Annotated in this window: 20 protein-coding genes; 16 read left to right on the top strand and 4 right to left on the bottom strand. The window is 40.7% G+C overall.

Annotation, left to right across the window (positions count from 1 at the left end):
• The first annotated feature begins 164 nt into the window (after window positions 1-164).
• Genes P855_RS0107945 through P855_RS0107935 form a run of 3 tightly spaced genes read left to right on the top strand, consistent with a single transcriptional unit; the run spans window position 165 to window position 3,362 of the window.
• Window positions 165-1,229, top strand: a complete 1,065-nt coding sequence (locus P855_RS0107945) for a helix-turn-helix domain-containing protein (protein ID WP_028783071.1) — start codon at window positions 165-167, stop codon at window positions 1,227-1,229.
• Window positions 1,226-2,761 carry a RecQ family ATP-dependent DNA helicase gene (locus P855_RS0107940; protein ID WP_028783070.1) on the top strand — a complete coding sequence of 512 codons (1,536 nt, stop codon included), beginning with the start codon at window positions 1,226-1,228 and terminating at the stop codon, window positions 2,759-2,761. Before P855_RS0107945 ends, P855_RS0107940 begins: the two co-directional genes overlap by 4 nt.
• The gene (locus tag P855_RS0107935) at window positions 2,754-3,362 is read left to right on the top strand and encodes a CPBP family intramembrane glutamic endopeptidase (RefSeq protein ID WP_028783069.1); all 609 of its coding nucleotides are present in this window, start codon (window positions 2,754-2,756) and stop codon (window positions 3,360-3,362) included. Before P855_RS0107940 ends, P855_RS0107935 begins: the two co-directional genes overlap by 8 nt.
• A 58-nt stretch (window positions 3,363-3,420) precedes the next feature.
• Here P855_RS0107935 and P855_RS0107930 read toward each other — a convergent pair whose 3' ends face one another.
• Genes P855_RS0107930 through P855_RS21770 form a run of 3 tightly spaced genes read right to left on the bottom strand, consistent with a single transcriptional unit; the run spans window position 3,421 to window position 4,504 of the window.
• Window positions 3,421-3,990 carry a manganese catalase family protein gene (locus P855_RS0107930; RefSeq protein WP_028783068.1) on the bottom strand — a complete coding sequence of 190 codons (570 nt, stop codon included), beginning with the start codon at window positions 3,988-3,990 and terminating at the stop codon, window positions 3,421-3,423.
• A gap of 29 nt (window positions 3,991-4,019) precedes the next feature.
• Entirely contained in the window at window positions 4,020-4,280 is a 261-nt protein-coding gene (locus P855_RS0107925) for a spore coat protein CotJB (protein WP_028783067.1), read from the bottom strand.
• Window positions 4,280-4,504, bottom strand: coding sequence for a spore coat associated protein CotJA (locus P855_RS21770; RefSeq protein WP_084315641.1), 225 nt, complete (start codon window positions 4,502-4,504; stop codon window positions 4,280-4,282). Before P855_RS21770 ends, P855_RS0107925 begins: the two co-directional genes overlap by 1 nt.
• Before the next feature lie 142 nt (window positions 4,505-4,646).
• Here P855_RS21770 and P855_RS0107915 point away from each other — a divergent pair, with 142 nt between their 5' ends.
• From P855_RS0107915 to P855_RS0107885, 7 genes are all read left to right on the top strand, one after another.
• Window positions 4,647-5,279, top strand: a complete 633-nt coding sequence (locus tag P855_RS0107915; protein WP_028783065.1) for an HPP family protein — start codon at window positions 4,647-4,649, stop codon at window positions 5,277-5,279.
• 163 nt (window positions 5,280-5,442) lie between these two features.
• The gene (locus P855_RS0107910; RefSeq protein ID WP_028783064.1) at window positions 5,443-6,222 is read left to right on the top strand and encodes a metallophosphoesterase; all 780 of its coding nucleotides are present in this window, start codon (window positions 5,443-5,445) and stop codon (window positions 6,220-6,222) included.
• A gap of 99 nt (window positions 6,223-6,321) precedes the next feature.
• Window positions 6,322-7,224: a MerR family transcriptional regulator gene (locus P855_RS0107905; RefSeq protein ID WP_028783063.1), complete on the top strand. Its 903-nt coding sequence runs from the start codon at window positions 6,322-6,324 to the stop codon at window positions 7,222-7,224.
• A 136-nt stretch (window positions 7,225-7,360) separates the two neighbouring features.
• Window positions 7,361-7,957 carry a genetic competence negative regulator gene (locus P855_RS0107900; RefSeq protein WP_028783062.1) on the top strand — a complete coding sequence of 199 codons (597 nt, stop codon included), beginning with the start codon at window positions 7,361-7,363 and terminating at the stop codon, window positions 7,955-7,957.
• A 283-nt stretch (window positions 7,958-8,240) separates the two neighbouring features.
• On the top strand, window positions 8,241-9,167 hold the full coding sequence (locus tag P855_RS0107895) for a D-alanine--D-alanine ligase (protein WP_028783061.1): 927 nt from the start codon (window positions 8,241-8,243) through the stop codon (window positions 9,165-9,167).
• A gap of 149 nt (window positions 9,168-9,316) precedes the next feature.
• Entirely contained in the window at window positions 9,317-10,588 is a 1,272-nt protein-coding gene (locus P855_RS0107890) for a Glu/Leu/Phe/Val family dehydrogenase (protein WP_028783060.1), read from the top strand.
• Window positions 10,589-10,749: 161 nt separating this feature from the next.
• Entirely contained in the window at window positions 10,750-11,727 is a 978-nt protein-coding gene (locus P855_RS0107885) for a YpdA family putative bacillithiol disulfide reductase (RefSeq protein WP_028783059.1), read from the top strand.
• An 82-nt stretch (window positions 11,728-11,809) separates the two neighbouring features.
• On the opposite strand, the gene P855_RS0107880 is transcribed toward P855_RS0107885, so the two are convergent.
• Window positions 11,810-12,781 (bottom strand): asparaginase, encoded by a 972-nt coding sequence (locus P855_RS0107880; protein WP_028783058.1) that lies wholly within the window; start codon window positions 12,779-12,781, stop codon window positions 11,810-11,812.
• Between the two features lie 87 nt (window positions 12,782-12,868).
• On the opposite strand from P855_RS0107880, the gene prsW reads away from it, so the two are divergent.
• The 6 genes from prsW (at window position 12,869) to P855_RS0107850 (ending at window position 18,389) form a co-directional block, all read left to right on the top strand.
• Complete coding sequence (gene prsW, locus P855_RS0107875; protein WP_028783057.1) at window positions 12,869-13,537, top strand: glutamic-type intramembrane protease PrsW; 669 nt, start codon at window positions 12,869-12,871, stop codon at window positions 13,535-13,537.
• Window positions 13,538-13,793: 256 nt separating this feature from the next.
• Complete coding sequence (gene sleB, locus P855_RS0107870) at window positions 13,794-14,636, top strand: spore cortex-lytic enzyme (protein WP_028783056.1); 843 nt, start codon at window positions 13,794-13,796, stop codon at window positions 14,634-14,636.
• A 13-nt stretch (window positions 14,637-14,649) separates the two neighbouring features.
• Window positions 14,650-15,993 (top strand): germination protein YpeB, encoded by a 1,344-nt coding sequence (ypeB, locus tag P855_RS0107865; protein WP_028783055.1) that lies wholly within the window; start codon window positions 14,650-14,652, stop codon window positions 15,991-15,993.
• Window positions 15,994-16,082: 89 nt separating this feature from the next.
• A complete protein-coding gene (locus tag P855_RS0107860) occupies window positions 16,083-16,748 on the top strand; it encodes a flagellar brake protein (RefSeq protein WP_028783054.1) in 666 nt (221 codons plus the stop codon).
• A gap of 366 nt (window positions 16,749-17,114) precedes the next feature.
• Entirely contained in the window at window positions 17,115-17,786 is a 672-nt protein-coding gene (gene cmk, locus P855_RS0107855; protein WP_028783053.1) for a (d)CMP kinase, read from the top strand.
• A gap of 12 nt (window positions 17,787-17,798) precedes the next feature.
• Complete coding sequence (locus P855_RS0107850; protein ID WP_028783052.1) at window positions 17,799-18,389, top strand: lysophospholipid acyltransferase family protein; 591 nt, start codon at window positions 17,799-17,801, stop codon at window positions 18,387-18,389.
• The last annotated feature ends 61 nt before the right edge of the window (window positions 18,390-18,450 follow it).

The raw sequence follows: 18,450 nt of genomic DNA, 5'->3' as shown, positions 1-18,450 counted from the left end.
AACATTCGCCTTAAATGTATTGTACTGCTATCTTAGAAATTTTTCAACAACAAAATCGCTCACAAACCTTGTAGTTATGCGGTTTGGTGTGACTTTTATCACTATTAACAAACAGCAGGATGTAGTAAGTTGAATATGTGAGTCAGGATGTAAGGGGGATGCGAGTGTTTGAATATATTTTACTGCGCTGTATTAATAGCATAAATGGTGAGCGGACGGCAGCAGGTATCTATAATCTGCTTGTAGGAAAGCGTTCATCTCAAACGCTGCAGGATGCCCATGCTTATCAGCTTACCGATTTCTTTGCTATTTATAAACCATTGGAGCGCATAGAGTTGTTTCATGCTATAAATCAATTAAAGGAAGAAGGAAAAATCTTCATAAAATCCGAAGATGAACGACCTGAACTGACGGCTTATGGAAATGAGCATTTGGGCCGGTTATCAAATGAGTGGGAACCGTTATATTTTAATGGAATCCGTCTCCACGAAAAAATAGGATTATTTGAGGAACGTCTTTATTTGTATATTCAAACCATTACGAATATGAAAAAAGGAAACAAGCAATTTCTTCCAATCACGGATCGGAATGATATATTAAGATGGGTGAAGATGAATTATAAAGCGAATAAAACGCATCTCATGGATCATATCCACTCCATTTATCATGAGTTATACAGTTTATTAAGCGAAGTAAACGAGGAAGAGGCAGCCGTGTTCACATATCGTCTCACAGGAGCGGGGCTGATTGGGCTAAGTAAACAGCAGCTGGCAGATATGTTCCATCTTCCGGTACATAATGTCCATTTACACATTCAACATTTCCTGCATCATCTTTATCAAGCTATTGAAAACAAGCCGGGTACCTACCCATCGTTATCTATTTTTGTTGAAGAAAAAGAGACCAGTCACTTGATTACAAACTCAGCACAAAAAACTTATTTATTTATTAAGCAGGGAATGGATCTGGAGACAATCAGTGAACGACGCCGATTGAAAATGAGTACGATCCACGATCACGTGGTGGAGATGGCTCTTGTCCAACCGGATTTTCCTGTATCCTTGTTTGTCAGTGAGCAGGAAGTAAAAGAAATTTCACAAGTGATGGATGAATTGCAAACAAATAAATTAAAAAGTATCCATGACGCCCTACGGGGCAAATTCGATTATTTCTTTATCAGGCTTGTACAAGCAAGAATGCAGCATCAAAAAAGCGAGGCAAAAATATGAGCAATCGTTCACTGGAAAAAGAATTGAAACATTATTTTGGTTTCGATACTTTTAAAACCGGTCAAAAGGAAATCATTTCAGATGTCATGAATGGCAGGGATACCTTAGGCATTTTGCCTACAGGTTCTGGTAAATCTGTCTGTTATCAATTGCCGGCAATGTTGGCTGAAGGGGTGACCGTTGTGGTATCCCCATTGGTTTCTTTGATGGTGGATCAGGTCAAAGCATTGAAGGCGAAAGGGTTTAAAAGGGTTACAGCTATAAACAGCTTTCTATCACAAGAGCAGAAGAAGCAGTTGCTAAGTCAACTCTCCCATTATAAGTTAGTCTATGTTTCTCCGGAAATATTGCAAAACCCTCTAGTAAAAGAGCGATTGAAAACTTTACCGATTTCGTTATTTGTAGTGGATGAAGCGCATTGTATATCACAATGGGGCCATGAATTCCGAACAGATTATTTGAAGCTGGCGAATGTGATTGAAACATTCAATCGACCTACCGTATTAGCTTTAAGCGGAACAGCTACACCAGAAGTACAGAAGGACATCGTTACCCAGCTGGGGATGACAGATATGGAATCCCATATATACGCAATGGATAAGGAGAATATAAGTTTTGCAATAGAGCATGTGGAGCATCCGAACGAAAAATTGGTTAAAATCGAACAACTGTTAAAATATCAGCATGCTCCAACGATGATATATTTTTCAAGCAGGCAGTGGGCTGAAAAGGCATCTGGTGAGCTATCAAGCAATTTACCTGATAAGAGAGTCGCTTTCTACCATGGGGGAATGGAACAGTCTGACCGGTTATTGATTCAACAACAATTCATGAATGATCAGCTGGATGTCATTTGCTGTACCAGCGCGTTTGGAATGGGAATAGATAAGAAGAATATACGGTATGTCATTCATTTTCATCTGCCGACCCAAACAGAATCTTTTATTCAGGAAATAGGCAGAGCCGGCCGTGATGGAAAACATAGTATTAGTGTGGTGTATTACTCTCCATCGGATGACTATCTTCCTAAAAAGCTGATACAAAGTGAACTCCCCGAAGCTCCAGATATACAGAAAACTTTGAATTACTTATTTAACCTCTATCAGAGTGGAGCAAAACTTCCAGTTGATGAACTGGTACAACAAGAATTGGAATTGACCGAAACACAATGGAGATTCATTAAATATCATTGTCACCAGCACCATCTTCTGTATCAGCAAACGATCGTCTTTAACCGGGATAAATGGAAAGATTTTCATACATTTCTCACAAACCAGGTGGAGAATAGGTTCCAATATAAAATGGCTAAATTTTCAGAGCTGATAAGTTGGGTCCATCGTCAGGGATGCCGGAGAAAGAGCCTATATCAACCTTTCCAAACCTCCTTGAAAACACCTGTCGTTCCCTGTTGTGATTTTTGCGGCTTTGACTGGAAGAATTTCACATTCGGTCAGAAGGAGGCTGTCATGATTCAACAAGATTGGAATGAACGATTGAGAGATATATTTTTACTGGGGGACAAGCATGAATAAACCGAGGCAATCAGACCTGATTAACACCATGTCAGATAAAGAGGTAACCTTCCATCTCGTTTTGACCCAAGTCATCATTGTTTGCTTAAGTATTATTGGAAGCTGGCTGTTATTTGACTCTTATTGGAACAGCTGGGCCAGTCAGTTTCATCCTTCAATGAGGGAGATCCTTATCTATGGACTCATTCCTGGCTTGATAGTAGTTGCAATCGATTTGATATTAATGAAGGTTGTCCCTCCAAAGTATTATGATGACGGCGGGATAAATATGAAGGTGTTTAAGAACCGTTCGGTACGTGGAATCGTCGGTATTACCTTGCTGGTAGCGGTCAGTGAAGAAATGTTGTTCAGGGGAGTGCTTCATGCGGAATTTGGCTATTACATCGCCAGTATCACATTTGCGGTGATGCATATACGTTATTTAAAAAAGTTTGTACTATTAATTTCGGTGTTATTTGTCAGTTTCTTTATTGGCTATATGTATGAGATAACAGGGAATCTCCTGGCTACTATGTCAGCCCACTTTGTCATTGACTTATTATTGGCTTTTTATATTCGCTTTAAAATGGGAGGGAGAATGCCAGCTTTACATGTCAAATAAAGAAAAGACCTGCTCTTCCTGCAGGTCTTCTTATTTTGTTGAAGAGATCATTGATAATTTAAAAGAATTTCTTTTTATCTCTTTCTTCCTTAAGGATTTCAACAGCTTCCCTAAAGCGCAGGGAGTGGACGATTTCACGTTCTCGTAAAAATGCTAAACTATCATTAATATCAGGATCATCAGACATATTAATTAACCACTGGTAAGTAGCACGTGCTTTTTCTTCTGCGGCAATGTCTTCATAGAGGTCAGCGATGGGATCACCTTTTGCCTGGATATAGGTGGCCGTCCAGGGGGCACCTGCAGCATTATGGTAGAACAAAGCATTATCATGGTTTGCATAATGTGCTCCCAGGCCTGCTTCTTTCATCTGCTCTGGTGTAGCGTCTTTGGTAAGCTTATACACCATCGTAGCAATCATTTCTAAATGAGCAAATTCCTCTGTACCGATATCTGTAAGTAAACCGATAACTTTATCAGGTATCGAATAACGCTGATTTAAATAACGTAGAGCAGCGGCCAATTCCCCATCAGCACCACCATACTGTTCAATCAGGAATTTTGCCAGCCGGGGGTTACAACTGCTGACCTTTACCGGGTATTGAAGTTTCTTTTCGTAATACCACATGACAAAGAATCACCTCCGCTTGAAATTATTTACACCTGCCATGGCCAAGGTGTATCATCCCACTGCCAGGGATAGCCTGAATAACTTTTTCCGTATTGCATCAACGGACCGAATTGTTGTTCGAAGTTTTTCTTTAATCTTCGGCTTTCCTTAGCACAGGCATTGAACTGTTCGATAGCCTCCCTATCGTTAGGATGAGTGTCCAAGTATAATGTCAGTTCTACCAATACAAAGTCGACTGCCTGGATGGCTTCCATTTGGTGATAATATTCAGGGGGGATGGCCGCCATCATTTCCCCTCCTCTCTATAAGGTTCAGGTTTAGGATATGGATCAAACAGAGCAGGCCATAACGTTCCTTTTCTTAATGCAACCCTTGGATCGAATTGCTGCAATCCCGGGGGCTGGAATGGCATATATAGATGAGGCGGGGTGGAGTAACATTTCACTTCGGTTGGGGGACAAGGATCCATTGGACCATAAAATGGGCGATAGCATTTCTGCTGGGTATACATTTTCATCACCTTCCTTAACAAAGACTATTGCAAGTGTATGAGCATGGAAGGCTGTCCTATACCAAGATTAAAGAAGGAAATTTGTCCTACAAAGTCGAATAATAAATAATGATAGTCAATCTTATATGTTGGAGTGATGATGATGTTTGTGAAAAGTATGATGAAGCACCCGCATGAATGCTTTACAGCCCAAATAGGAGATGACTTGAACTCGGTTATTTCTATCTTGGAGCATCATGATATTCAGGCTGTGCCTGTGCTGGATGGGAATATTTTTATTGGAATGTTATCTAAAGAAACTATTTATAAAGGGTATTTTGAAAGTAATCAATCGAAGGATGTTTATCTTACAGAATCTTCAGCAAACGATTTAGTGGAGAAAAAAGATCTTTATATAAAAGAAGATGAAGTGTTTGAGCGGACGCTGCCTGCGTTTACTGGGTTTTCGGTCATAGCGGTGGTGGATGAAGAAAAGAAATTCCTCGGGCTGGTGACTCGTGCAGATGTATTGGAGCAATTTGAAAGTGCATTTGGGGTGAAACGGAAAGGCATACGAATAGCTTTTACTTCAGAGGAATCGGAAGGTAGAATTGAGCGGTTAGGTGACATCCTGAAACAATATCATGAAAATGTGATTTCTTTAGCTACATTTGATGAGACAGATAAACTGGCCAGGCGCATTGTCCTGAAAGTAGACCCGAGCGATAATATCGATAAGTTTACCAGAAAGCTTGAGAAAACAGGCTTTAGAGTTTTGGATATAAAAGAAGTTTAGCTCTTCTTTTTTCCCTCTTCCTGACATAATCTGGTCAGGAAGGGGGATTTCTTTCTGTTACGTGCTCATAAATGGTACAATACTCTTCTAAATTGATAGGATGATATCATCCTTTAGCAACTTATTACTTATTCTCTAAAATATACAGGAGCGTGAGGTTAGGATGTTGTACGTTTTCACCGGATTGCTTCTACTGATAGCAGCGGCTATAGCATTGCTGTTTTATATGTACCGGAAAGCTTATGCAGATTTTCTGGATGAACGCCTCATCCAATTGGACAGATTTCCTTCTTCCTTCCATGGCGTCCGTATTTTCTTTATATCTGACCTTCACAGAAGGATTGTTAAAAAAGATACGTTAGAAGCTATCACACTTCCGGTCGATCTTGTAGTAATCGGAGGAGACCTGATCGAGAACGGCGTCTCCATGGATCATGTGCGAACGAATATCAAGCGATTGAAAATGTTGAAAGCTCCTATTTATTTTGTTTGGGGTAACAATGATTATGAAGGGGATTACCACGATTTAGATGCAACCTTGTTAGATGAGGGAGTCCATATTCTTGGCAATTCTGCTGTTGAGTTTACTTCCGAGACTGGTGATACGTTCAGCTTACTGGGTGTCGACACCTACCTGCATCATGAGGAAAATAGTGAATTTGCTTTTATCGATACGCAAAGTGAGTGCAAACTATTGGTCATTCATGATCCGGCTATGTTCCATCAATTGCCCGCAGAACAGAAAGAAGAGGTGGACCTGGTACTAAGCGGGCATACCCATGGAGGTCAAATCCGTTTCATGGGGCTTGGTTTGAGGCAGCGAGGCGGTATGAAAAATATTGATGAGACTCCGGTTTTTATAAGTGAAGGATATGGCACCCGTTTGATTCCTTTCCGTTTAGGGACAAGAGCTGAATGCCATGTCCTCACAGTAAACAACTAATAATTTTTGTGCAAAGGTTGTAAAGTCAGTATACAATTTTTGCACAGCCTTCCTCACTCGGATATAATTGAAAAAAACAGCGCAGATGGAGGTAGGCTCATGTCAGCGGATAAAGGCAAATACAACATAAAAGCTATATCTAACATCCTCGGTGTCCAACCCGGTACATTGCGAGCGTGGGAGCGAAGGTACCAAATCATACGTCCTGTCCGTAATAATGCAGGACATCGGCTTTACACGGAACACCATGTCCGTACTTTAAAATGGTTAATTGCTAAAGTGGATCAGGGATTTACAATTTCTCAGGCAGTTTCATTATATGAGAATAATCACCATGATATTTCCAATGATTTACAGGGTGATGATCACGATACAGAGTTATCCAGACTATCACAGCAATTATCAGATGCTTTGCTATCATTTGACGAGAAAAATGCTCAGAAGCATCTTGATCATGCTTTCAGCTTATATACACCGGAAATGGTTGCAATTGATATCATCAGTCCACTTCTGATTAATATAGGGATCCGGTGGGAAGAAAATGATATAACAAGTGCACATGAACATTTTGCAACCAATTTCCTAAGATCCAGGCTTGGTATGTTGCTGTTGTCCATCCCGTCTGCGCCCTATTTGCCAAAAGCAGTACTGGTATGCGGACCGGATGAAAAGCATGAACTAGGTTTGCTGATATTTGCTCTCTTCTTGAAACGACAAGGTTATGAAGTGGTGTATCTTGGTCAAAGTATTGCTGAAGGAGATATGTACAGGATTGTAGACGATATAGAGCCTGTTTATTTATTTTTATCAGCAACATTAAAAAAGAATGTACTTGCTTCTATAAGAATGGCAGAACGTTTGCAGGAAGCTAATCCTGATTTAAAAATAGGTCTTGGAGGTTATGCCTTTGACCAGCTGCCTGCAAAGGATAGGACAAAAGCAGGTCGTTTTGTTGTCGGATCTACGAAAGAGGATTGGTTGAAATGGCTGGAGGCACGTTGATATAACCAGTTATATGTTTTTTAATATAGAGAGTAAAGCACTTCAGATTGGACGTATGAAAGCAGCATTAAAGGGCACCAAAAGTTGAATAATAGCATAAGATAAAGATAAACCGATAGCTTCAGGGGGCGATGGGATGCGTTTGGAGAGAATGTCCAACGATAAATTTAAAATATTCCTTACCTTCGACGATTTGATTGAGAGAGGGTTGACTAAGGAAGATTTGTGGCATGATTTACCCCGCGTGCACCAATTATTCAGTGATATGATGTATGAAGCCAGTGATGAACTGGGTTTTGAACTGGATGGTACATTGCTTGTACAGGTTTATCTTTTACAAGCGCAAGGAATGTTCATCGTAGTGACTCAGACCGACCGCGATTATCAGGATGAGGATGAAGACTATATCGAGATGAAAGTTACTTTGGATGAAAGTAAAGAGTTGATTTTTTCATTCCTGGAGTTTGAGGATATCATACAAGTCTCTCGCCGTTTGTATAATCTGGGTGTAGTTGGTGGAAGCATTGTACATTATCAAGATTATTATTATATGAAATTAGAAGAAGAGGACATACAGGAACTAAACAGAGAGCAAATCATTGCATTGATGTCTGAATTCGGTACACCAAGTATTGTGACTTCCCATAGATTGTGCGAATACGGGAAGGTTGTAATGAGTAATCAAGCCGCAAAGCAAGTTTATGATTATTTTATAAATAACACACCCGAATAAAAAATGAACGGATTCTTACTACCGTTCATTTTTTTCTTGATTGTGCTCCTTCTTCCGGATGAATTGAATCTGGAAAGCTTCGTTTACCGGACCATCTCATTCCTCTTATGGTAAAGTCTCCAACCATATCTATTTTGAGTCTTCAGAAAAAAAGCTTGATGATAAAATCAGCACAGAGATTTAACAGCACCTATTCAAAAAGAAATAGAAGGTTTCCAACGAACATGTTAATATTGTAGGGAATATAATGTTAAGAAGGTAATCGTTGATGGGAGTGTATTCGTTGAAAATAGCTGTTCTATATGGTGGGACTTCCGGAGAAAGGGAAGTATCCTTATCCACTGGTAAAGGAATCATAAATGCGTTGAAAAAAAATGGACATGAAGTGGTGGATATAGATTTTCACCCGGACCGATTGAATGAAATACTTAATTTGAATGTAGATTTAGTATTTATCGGGCTTCATGGACGATATGGAGAAGATGGGAAAATACAAGGCTTACTCGATATGCTGGAAATTCCCTATGTAGGTTCAGGGGTACTGGCCTCAGCCCTTGCTATGGATAAGGCCAAGTCGAAACAGATCTTCAGTCAATATGGGATTGCTACGGCAAGAAGCAAGACCTATCAGGTGAACGCCAATACACTAACTGAGATTTCAGAGGCGATCAAGAAAGATTTCAAACCTCCATTTGTTATCAAACCGAATCAGGAAGGATCCACCCTGGGTTTAACAATCGTGAAAGATATTGTCCAAATTGAAGAGGGTGTAGAAAAAGCGATCCATTCCGATGACACGATATTGGTGGAAGATTATATCGCCGGAAGAGAAATGACAGTTCCGGTTGTAGGTAAACAAGGAGGAGAACAGGCTCTTCCAGTAATTGAAATTATCCCTAAAAGTGATTATTATGATTTTGAATCAAAATATCAGCCGGGTGGCAGTGAACATATAGTCCCTGCTCAATTACCGGAAGAGATGACTGAAAAACTGCAAAAACATGCTGTTCTTGCTCATCAATTATTAGGCTGTGATGTGTACTCGCGGGTGGATTTTATAGTGACCAATGAAAATGAGGCTGTTATTCTGGAAGTGAATACCCTTCCGGGTATGACGCCGACCAGCCTGTTTCCTGACTCAGCTAAGAAAATCGGCTGGAGTTATGAGGAGATGGTCGAGCGATTTGTTGAGCTTTCCATCAAGAAATGATAGCATGAGTCGTAACCGCTTTCATTGTAATTAAAAAGCTATTTTTTGTCCTGATTTTGTTGCTTGCATATTCGTAATGAAGGTGTATACTAATCACTGAAAGCATAGTTGTTAATGATAGTGAATGGATCGATATAGGAGGTAAACTGATGGTAGCCGATAAGCCAGCAGATGCTGCAAATGATAAGTTGGACGTTTTGAAATCCACCCAGTCTGTAATAAGGAAAGCCTTAGATAAATTAGGGTATCCAGGTGAAGTATATGAACTGTTGAAGGAACCTGTACGTATGATGACGGTTCGAATCCCGGTGAGGATGGATGATGGTTCGATCAAGATATTCACCGGATACAGAGCTCAGCATAACGATGCGGTAGGGCCGACTAAAGGCGGAGTTCGTTTTCACCCGAATGTCAGTGAAAAAGAAGTGAAAGCACTCTCCATCTGGATGAGTTTGAAAGCCGGAATCGTAGACCTTCCTTATGGCGGTGGTAAAGGCGGCATTGTATGCGACCCTCGTGAAATGTCTTTCCGCGAATTGGAAGGTGTAAGCAGAGGGTATGTCCGTTCTATCAGTCAAATTGTCGGACCGACAAAAGATATCCCTGCACCGGATGTATTCACCAACTCACAAATCATGGCCTGGATGATGGATGAATACAGCCGGATCGATGAATTTAACAACCCGGGCTTCATTACTGGTAAACCGATTGTGCTAGGTGGATCTCACGGGCGTGAATCCGCAACTGCCAAAGGTGTAACTATCTGTATTGAAGAGGCATGTAAAAAGAAAGGCATAGACCTGAAAGGCGCTCGGGTGATTGTTCAAGGGTTTGGTAATGCAGGAAGTTTCCTGGCTAAATTCATGCACGATAAAGGAGCAAAAGTCATCGGTATTTCAGATGCTTATGGTGCTCTTCATGACCCGGAAGGATTGGACATCGATTACTTACTGGATCGCCGCGACAGTTTCGGTACCGTAACTAACTTATTTAAAAATACGATTACCAATCAGGAACTATTGGAATTAGAAGGGGACATTCTTGTTCCTGCAGCGATTGAGAATCAAATTACAGAAGATAATGCATATAATATCAAAACACCAATTGTCGTAGAAGCAGCTAACGGACCGACCACACTGGAAGCCACTAAAATTTTATCCGACCGTGGTATTCTTCTGGTACCGGATGTTCTTGCTTCAGCCGGCGGTGTGACGGTTTCCTACTTTGAGTGGGTGCAGAATAATCAAGGCTATTACTGGACAGAAGAAGAAGTGGAAGAGAAGCTTTATAAAGTCATGATCAAAGGCTTTAATAATGTTTACAACACCTCCCAGACGAGACGTGTCGATATGCGTTTAGCCGCTTATATGGTGGGTGTACGTAAGATGGCGGAAGCTTCCCGATTCCGCGGATGGGTATAAGTTGATTCTAAGCCTGATATCTCCTATCATGTTATTGATAGGAGATATTTTATTGTGATAAAGTTTCTTAAAGCGTCCTAATACAAAATTGTTTTAACTGTGGCTGAAGAGCATAGTCAAAAGTCTCTTCAGTTTTCTTAGTGCCTGAAGGAGTGAGAGTCGTGCAACAAGAAGATGTGATCATAGTGGGAGCAGGTCCCTGTGGGATGAGTGCTGCTATTGAACTGAAAGAGAGAGGGATAGAACCGCTGTTGATAGAAAAAGGAAATGTCGTCAACTCCATCTATAATTATCCCACTCACCAAACCTTTTTCAGCTCCAGTGAAAAGTTGGAAATTGGGGGAGTGCCATTCATAACAGAACGACAAAAGCCGGTAAGGAATCAGGCGCTTGCTTATTACAGAGCGGTAGCCCAACGCAAGCAGTTGCGGGTTAACGCCTATGAAAGAGTGACCGGGGTGAAAAAAACCGGCGAAACTTTTACCATTCATACAAAGAAGAACTCGGGTGAGCAACTGACGTATAGTGCGAAAGATATTATAATAGCAACCGGTTATTACGACCAGCCTAATCTGATGGGTATTGATGGAGAAGAATTAGAGAAAGTGATGCACTATTTTAAGGAAGCACACCCTTATTATCAAAAGAATGTTGTCGTTATCGGAGGGAAAAATTCCGCTGTCGATGCCGCTCTCGAACTTGTAAAAGCAGAAGCGAATGTGACTGTACTTTATCGTGGCGAAGATTATTCCAAGAGCATCAAACCCTGGATACTGCCTGAATTCGAAGCATTGGTTAATAAAGAAATAGTAGAAATGAAATTCTGCGCTGATGTAAAAAAGATAACAGAAACTGAGGTCGTTTATACATGTGAAGGCGTGGAACACAGGATTCCCAATGATTTTGTTTTCGCAATGACGGGGTACCAGCCGGATCATAGTTTCCTGACCAAAATGGGCGTGGACATGGATGAAAAGACAGGACGACCGGCATTTGATGAAACGACCATGGAAACGAATGTACCTGGTATTTATATTGCAGGTGTTATTGCAGCCGGCTATAATAATAACGAAATATTCATTGAAAATGGGCGTCATCATGGGGAACAGATAGCTAAAGCGATTGCAGCTGAAAAATAGAAGAAGAGGCTGGTTTTTTCTATAAAATCCAGCCTCTTCTTTCGTTTCAGTGACTGTTTCCCAGGACCTGAAAAAGCTTTAATCAGTAATCAAACATGGGGGCCAGTTCAGTTGGGTTATTCGTCATTTCGAGCGCGATCATAAGCTTGATTCTTGCCTTAGGACCTGTTAATCCGTTAGCAAAAATAATGCCTGCTTCTCGTAATTTTCTTCCTCCACCTTCATAAGCATAAGTGTCCTGCACGATACCCTGATAGCAGCGGGAAACGAGGACAATCGGAATATTCATTTCCAACAGTTTTTTTATGGAGTCCACTGTGGCTGGGGGAAGATTTCCTTGCCCGAGAGCTTCTATGACAAGCCCATCAATATCCGTCTCACGTAATGCATCGAACATCGTACCATCCATACCTGCGTAGGCTTTGACCAGGGCTACATTTTTGCTTAGCTGCTGAATTGGATAAGAATCACGTCTGCTCAGTTTATGATGAAAAAAGACATCACGTTTTGTGGTTATACCAATTGGACCGTATTGAGGGCTTTGGAAAGTCGCTACATTACTGGTAGAAGTTTTCGTGACATTCTTTGCGGTGTGGATTTCATCGTTCATAACTACCAGCACACCTTTGTCCTGCGCCTCATCGCAGGTTGCGACGCGAATAGCAGTCAACAAATTATAAAGACCATCGGCACCGATTTCATTACTGGAGCGCATTGCTCCTGTCATCACTACAGGTCTTCTTGTCTGCAGGAACAGATCTAAAAAATATGCGGTTTCCTCTAAGGTGTCTGTACCATGGGTGACGACAATCCCATCAATTTCCTTAGAAGCAAGCTTTTCATGAATCCTTCTTCCCAGTTGCAGCATGTGTATGGGTGTCATATGAGGGGAAGGGATATAGAAAAGCACCTCATCCTCGATTTCAGCTACATTCCCCAGCATATCATTAAGTTCCTGTAAGGGATGACGGCCATCAGTATTGACTTCTCCTGTCGCTTTATTTTCTTTCATCGAAATCGTTCCGCCTGTATGGATTATCATAATCCGTTTCATATTTAATCACCTGCTTTTTCTAATGTTCCGTTTCTTTCCTTTCCATGATACGATTAAATCACCTGGATGGAAAGTGAGGAGCTATCGATGATATCCCTGTTTACACTGGCTATTGCCCCGGTGGCAGCCATTATGACATTCGTTTATTTTAATAAAAGGATAGAATTAGAGCCGCTCCCATTGATATTCCGTACTTTCATGCTGGGAGCGCTTCTGGTGCTCCCGATCATGTTTATACAATATGCTTTTCAAGTAGAAGGACTCTTGCAATCCCCGTATTCCCAGTCATTTATACTAGCAGGGCTGCTGGAGGAATTTATAAAATGGTTCATTTTTTTATTTGCTGTCTATCAACATAGAGAATTCGACCATCCTTATGACGGCATCATTTATGGGGTCGCAATCAGCCTTGGGTTCGCTACGGTAGAAAATATCATCTATCTTTTAGCGAACGGTACTCAATATGCATGGGGGAGGGCGGTATTCCCAGTATCCTCTCATGCATTGTTCGGCATATTAATGGGATATTATATTGGAAAAGCTAAGTTTAACACCTATTATAAAAAATTGTGCCTCTTGCTAGCTTTATTGATACCGGTTGGTTTACATGGATTATATGATATGATCCTTTCCACCACTGCCAATGCCTGGATTTATCTGATGATTCCTTTTATGGCAGTTCTTTGGTATATCGGGATAAGGAAGATCAATCTGGCTAACCATAATTATCCCAATGTCCATACAAAAGCTGAATAGAAAGTTGAAAAAATCATGTCTATGCAGGCATGATTTTTATTTTTCCACGAATTTTTCGGGGGAGAGAGGCAATGGTTATGATAAGGAATTGATACAAGTGATAAACGAATTATTTTCTTTTCAAGGCAGCATCACGGTATCTGACAGATATGTAAGATGTTAGCACTGGCGTTATTTTAATGAATAAATCCTGACTAGATTCAAAAGATATCAATAGCATTAATGAATAAATCAGTCCAGGAGGCGAGAATGAGTAATGATCATAAAGCGGTCTATTTTTTATACAGCTTTATCGGTACTATTGGCAGGAGGAATAGTGACAGCCTTTCCAACTGAACCAGTAAAAGCCTTTTCCAATCAAGTGATTCAGCAGGGGGCAGTTGGGGACGATGTTATCGAGCTGCAGGCCAGGCTCCAGTATCTGGGTTTTTACAATGGAAATATTGATGGTGTATTCGGGTGGGGAACCTACTGGGCGCTGCGGAATTTCCAATATGAGTTCGGCATGGAAATTGATGGATTGGCAGGTCAGTCAACAAAACAAAAACTAGTGAACGCCACTCAGTATGATGAAGGTTTTGTCAAAGAGCAAATAAGGCAAGGAAGAGACTTTTCTTATTATGGCGGTGTCCCTAAAGAACAACAAGTGAAAAAACAGCCACAAAAACAGTCGCAGAAACAACAGGAAAATCAGCAAAAAGCTGAAGGCCCTAGTAATACTGCTGTGAATGTTCCAAATGGGTTCTCCCAAAATGACATTCAATTGATGGCTAATGCTGTCTATGGTGAAGCGCGAGGAGAACCTTACGTCGGCCAGGTAGCGGTTGCAGCGGTAATCTTAAACCGGGTCAACAGTTCAACCTTCCCAAATACAGTCGCAGGTGTAATTTTTGAACCTAGAGCATTTACCGCTGTTGCAGATGGACAAATATGGCTAACCCCCAATGAGACAGCTAAGCGGGCGGTCATGGATGCGGTTAATGGTTGGGATCCATCTGGTGAGGCGATTTATTATTTCAACCCTGATACTGCCACTTCTGGATGGATATGGAGCAGACCTCAAATCAAAAAAATCGGGAAACATATTTTCGCAAAATAGGTGGTGAGATTATATGAAAAGATGGATATTAATTACGTTGTTAGTTATTGGAGTAGTAGGAACAGGAGTATGGGGCTACAAAGAACATCAGGATAAAAATGCGGTATTGATCCAGGCTGAAAACAGTTATCAGCGGGCGTTTCATGATCTTACTTATCATACAGATTTACTGCATGATAAAATCGGAAATGTCTTAGCCATGAATACACAGAAACGTCTTTCACCTGAACTCGCTCAAATATGGAGATTGACATCGGAGGCCCAGGCAGATGTTGGCCAGTTGCCATTGACGTTGCTCCCTTTCAATAAAACAGAAGAATTTTTACATGATATTGGTGATTTCAGCTATAAAACAGCAATCCGTGACCTGAATAAAAAGCCACTTTCTGATAAAGAAGTAAAAATGCTGGAAAAACTGTATAAACAAAGCGGAACAATAAAAGATGAACTTCGTAAAGTCCAACACACTGTATTGGAAGAAAACCTCCGCTGGATGGATGTCCAGCTAGCTTTAGCTACTAATGATTCGCAGGGAGACAACACGATCATAGATGGATTCAAGACAGTAGAAAAAAGCGTTGCAGGTTTTGGAGAAGAGAATAATAGCAGCAATATTATCGGAATAGCTGATGAAAATCATGAATTCAAGGGACTGGACGGAGAGAAAATCACCGAACAGCAAGCCCGGGAAATAGCAAAAGAGATTTTCAATATAAAAGGTGATCAGAAGCTAAATATTACTAAATCAGGTAAAGGAGCAGATGTCCAAACCTATATGGCATCTTATCAACAGGGGGATAAAAACGGCTATGCTGACCTTTCGGAAGTAGGAGGTCATCCTTTGACAGTGATGGTCGAAAGACCTGTTCAGGAAGCGAAAATCAGTCTCCATGAAGGGGCGCTGAAGGCGAATGAATACTTAAAATCCTTTGAATTTCCGGATCATGAACTGATTCAAAGCAGTCAATACGAGAAAGAAGGGGTATATTCGTTTGTCGCTACACAAAATGGGGTGCGAATTTATCCGGATGCCATTCAGATGAAAATTGCTTTGGATAATGGTGATATGCTGGGAATGTCGGCGAAAGATTACTTCATGAACCATCAGAAGCGTGAAATCAAAGAACCTGCTATTTCGGAAGAAGAAGCGAGATCCAGTGTTAATCCGGAAGTGAAGATTCAGGAGCAGCATATGGCGATCATTGAAAATGATCTTGCAGAAGAAGTGTTGACGTATGAGTTTCTGGGTACTTTAGGTAATAATACCTACCGGATATTTATAAACGCTGAAGATGGGACAGAAGAAAAAGTTGAGCGATTGAAGGCTACGGAAATCAAATTTTCACGAGCAGTTTAACAGGAAAGGTGGAGGTTCCACCTTTCCAATTTTTAATTATTTTGAGATAATTACATAGACAAAAATCCTGGTAAGAAAGAAGTGATTGCGTGGTAGAAATAGGTGCTCCCGTTTCACTTGAACTGATACATACAGATTGTGCTCATGATGAATTATTTAAAAGTAAAATTGTCGATAAAAAAGATGATTACCTTTTCCTGACTTATCCTGTCGGTGAAAAGACACGGAAAACCGGAATCTTTCTGGAAGGCACCCAATTTAAACTGAGTTTCGTTGGTAAAGATCAGTCCGTTTACCTATTTGAAACCTCTGTTTTAGCCCGGAAAAAATTAAAAATTCCAGTGTTGGTATTCTATTTTCCTAAAGAGAGCGAGACCATCAGGATTCAAAGGAGAAAATATGTAAGGGTCGAAACAGCTGTAGATGTCGCTGTACTTAGCACTCAGCGGGATGTAACGCCTTTCACTACGGTTACCTTGGATATAAGCGGCGGGGGTGCTGCTATCGTGTTACCGGAAAGTCATCAGGTCAAGCATCAGGAAAATCTGAATCTGATGCTTGTATTTCCGATGAATTCCGGGGAAATACGATATGTAGAAGCAGAAGGCACGGTGATTCGCATTTTTAATAATAAAGGAGTGAATAGAGAGAGTGCATCCATTGAATTCACCAATATTACGGAACACCAGAGACAAACGATAATTCAATTTTGCTTCGAACGTCAGTTATATATGCGGAGAAGAGGAATTCAATAAATGTTTCTCCATACTTCATAAAATAATGAAGCAAGTGAAATATACGCTTGGGCCCAAGAGGTTGTTACTTGTCTGTTACCAATAACAATTACTGCATGCGGGAATGATATGAAATTTGTTGCACATTCCTGATCATGATGGTTTTACACTTAAGGTAACATACAAATTCCATAGATTTTTAAACCAGGTTTATGTTATGATTTTGAGGTAGAAAGTGAATAGTTTAACTTATAAAAAAGCGTAAAAAATACAACTAAAAGATAGGTTGCAAGGAGATATATAGGAAGGGCGCGCTTTCTTGGACCAGAAAGGCGTCTTTTTTCCTTGTAGCCGGGGAGCATAATTGTTGGAAAGTGGTGAATGGATTTGGAGAAGCAAATAGCGATAGCAATAGATGGACCTGCCGCTGCCGGTAAAAGTACTGTTGCAAAAAAAGTCGCCCATCAACTTGGATATGTATATATCGATACTGGAGCGATGTATCGTGCTCTGACCTGGTGTGCGTTGCAAAAAGGGCTTAACCTGGAGGATGAGGGAAGTGTACATCAATTATTAACCGACTGTGACATATTATTGAAAATGGAACAGGACGGACAGCATGTATATGTCAACGATGCAGATGTTACCCAGGCGATCCGTACACAGGAAGTGACGAATCAGGTGTCAATTGTCGCTAAACATAGGAAAGTGCGCGAGGAGATGGTACAGCGACAGCAGCAACTGGCAAATAAACGTGGTGTCGTCATGGACGGCAGAGACATAGGGACCCATGTGATACCAGATGCTGAAGTGAAGATTTTCATGATTGCATCTGTTGAAGAACGAGCGGAAAGAAGACATAAAGAGAATTTGGAAAAAGGTTTTACTTCTGATTTAGAAGAGTTAAAGAACGAAATAAGAAGACGGGATGAAATCGATTCAAAGCGGGAAGTTGCCCCGCTCGTAAAAGCAGACGATGCAGTAGAAATAGATACCACTTCTTTGGGGATCAATGAAGTGGTCGAGCGAATAATAGCAGTAGTTAAAAATAATGGTTAAGGAGTAAGTGATATGAATCTGTATAAGGTGGGGAAGTTTTTATTCACAGTTATTTTATACCCTCTCTACCGCATCAAGGTCATTGGTAAAAACAATATACCAAAAGAGGGACCCGTGATTATCTGTTCCAATCATATATCTAACCTGGATCCACCGGTGGTTGGCATTACCAGTGGAAGGAACATTCATTTCATGGCAAAAGAAGAACTTTTCAAAAACAAATTTTTTGGGAAAATACTTCATAAAGTTCATGCATTCCCAGTAAAGCGCGGGATGAAAGACCGGAATGCATTGAGAGGCGGATTGAAGATTCTCGAAGAAAATGAAACCCTGGGTCTTTTTCCAGAAGGGACAAGGAGTAAAACTGGCGAAGTAGGACAGGGGTTAGCAGGCGCTGGTTTCTTTGCACTTCGTTCTGACGCATGGATTGTACCATGTGCAATCATCGGCCCATATAAACCTTTCAAACGGTTGTGGGTAGTATATGGAGAACCGATTGATATGTCCAGTTATCGGGAGAATAAAGCTTCAGCCCGAGAAACTACTGATATGATAATGAAAGAAATCGAAAAATTAGCAAAAAACCCAAAAATGAATGGTTAATTACTTGACAAATTCTTATAAATATTAGAAGTTAGACAAAAGGACATTCTGAAGTGAAGTA

Origin of the sequence: Thalassobacillus devorans MSP14, from assembly GCF_000496835.1 — a bacterium.
GTDB classification, from domain to species: domain Bacteria; phylum Bacillota; class Bacilli; order Bacillales; family Halobacillaceae; genus Thalassobacillus; species Thalassobacillus devorans_B.
This window is presented reverse-complemented; position numbering and strand designations above follow the sequence as displayed.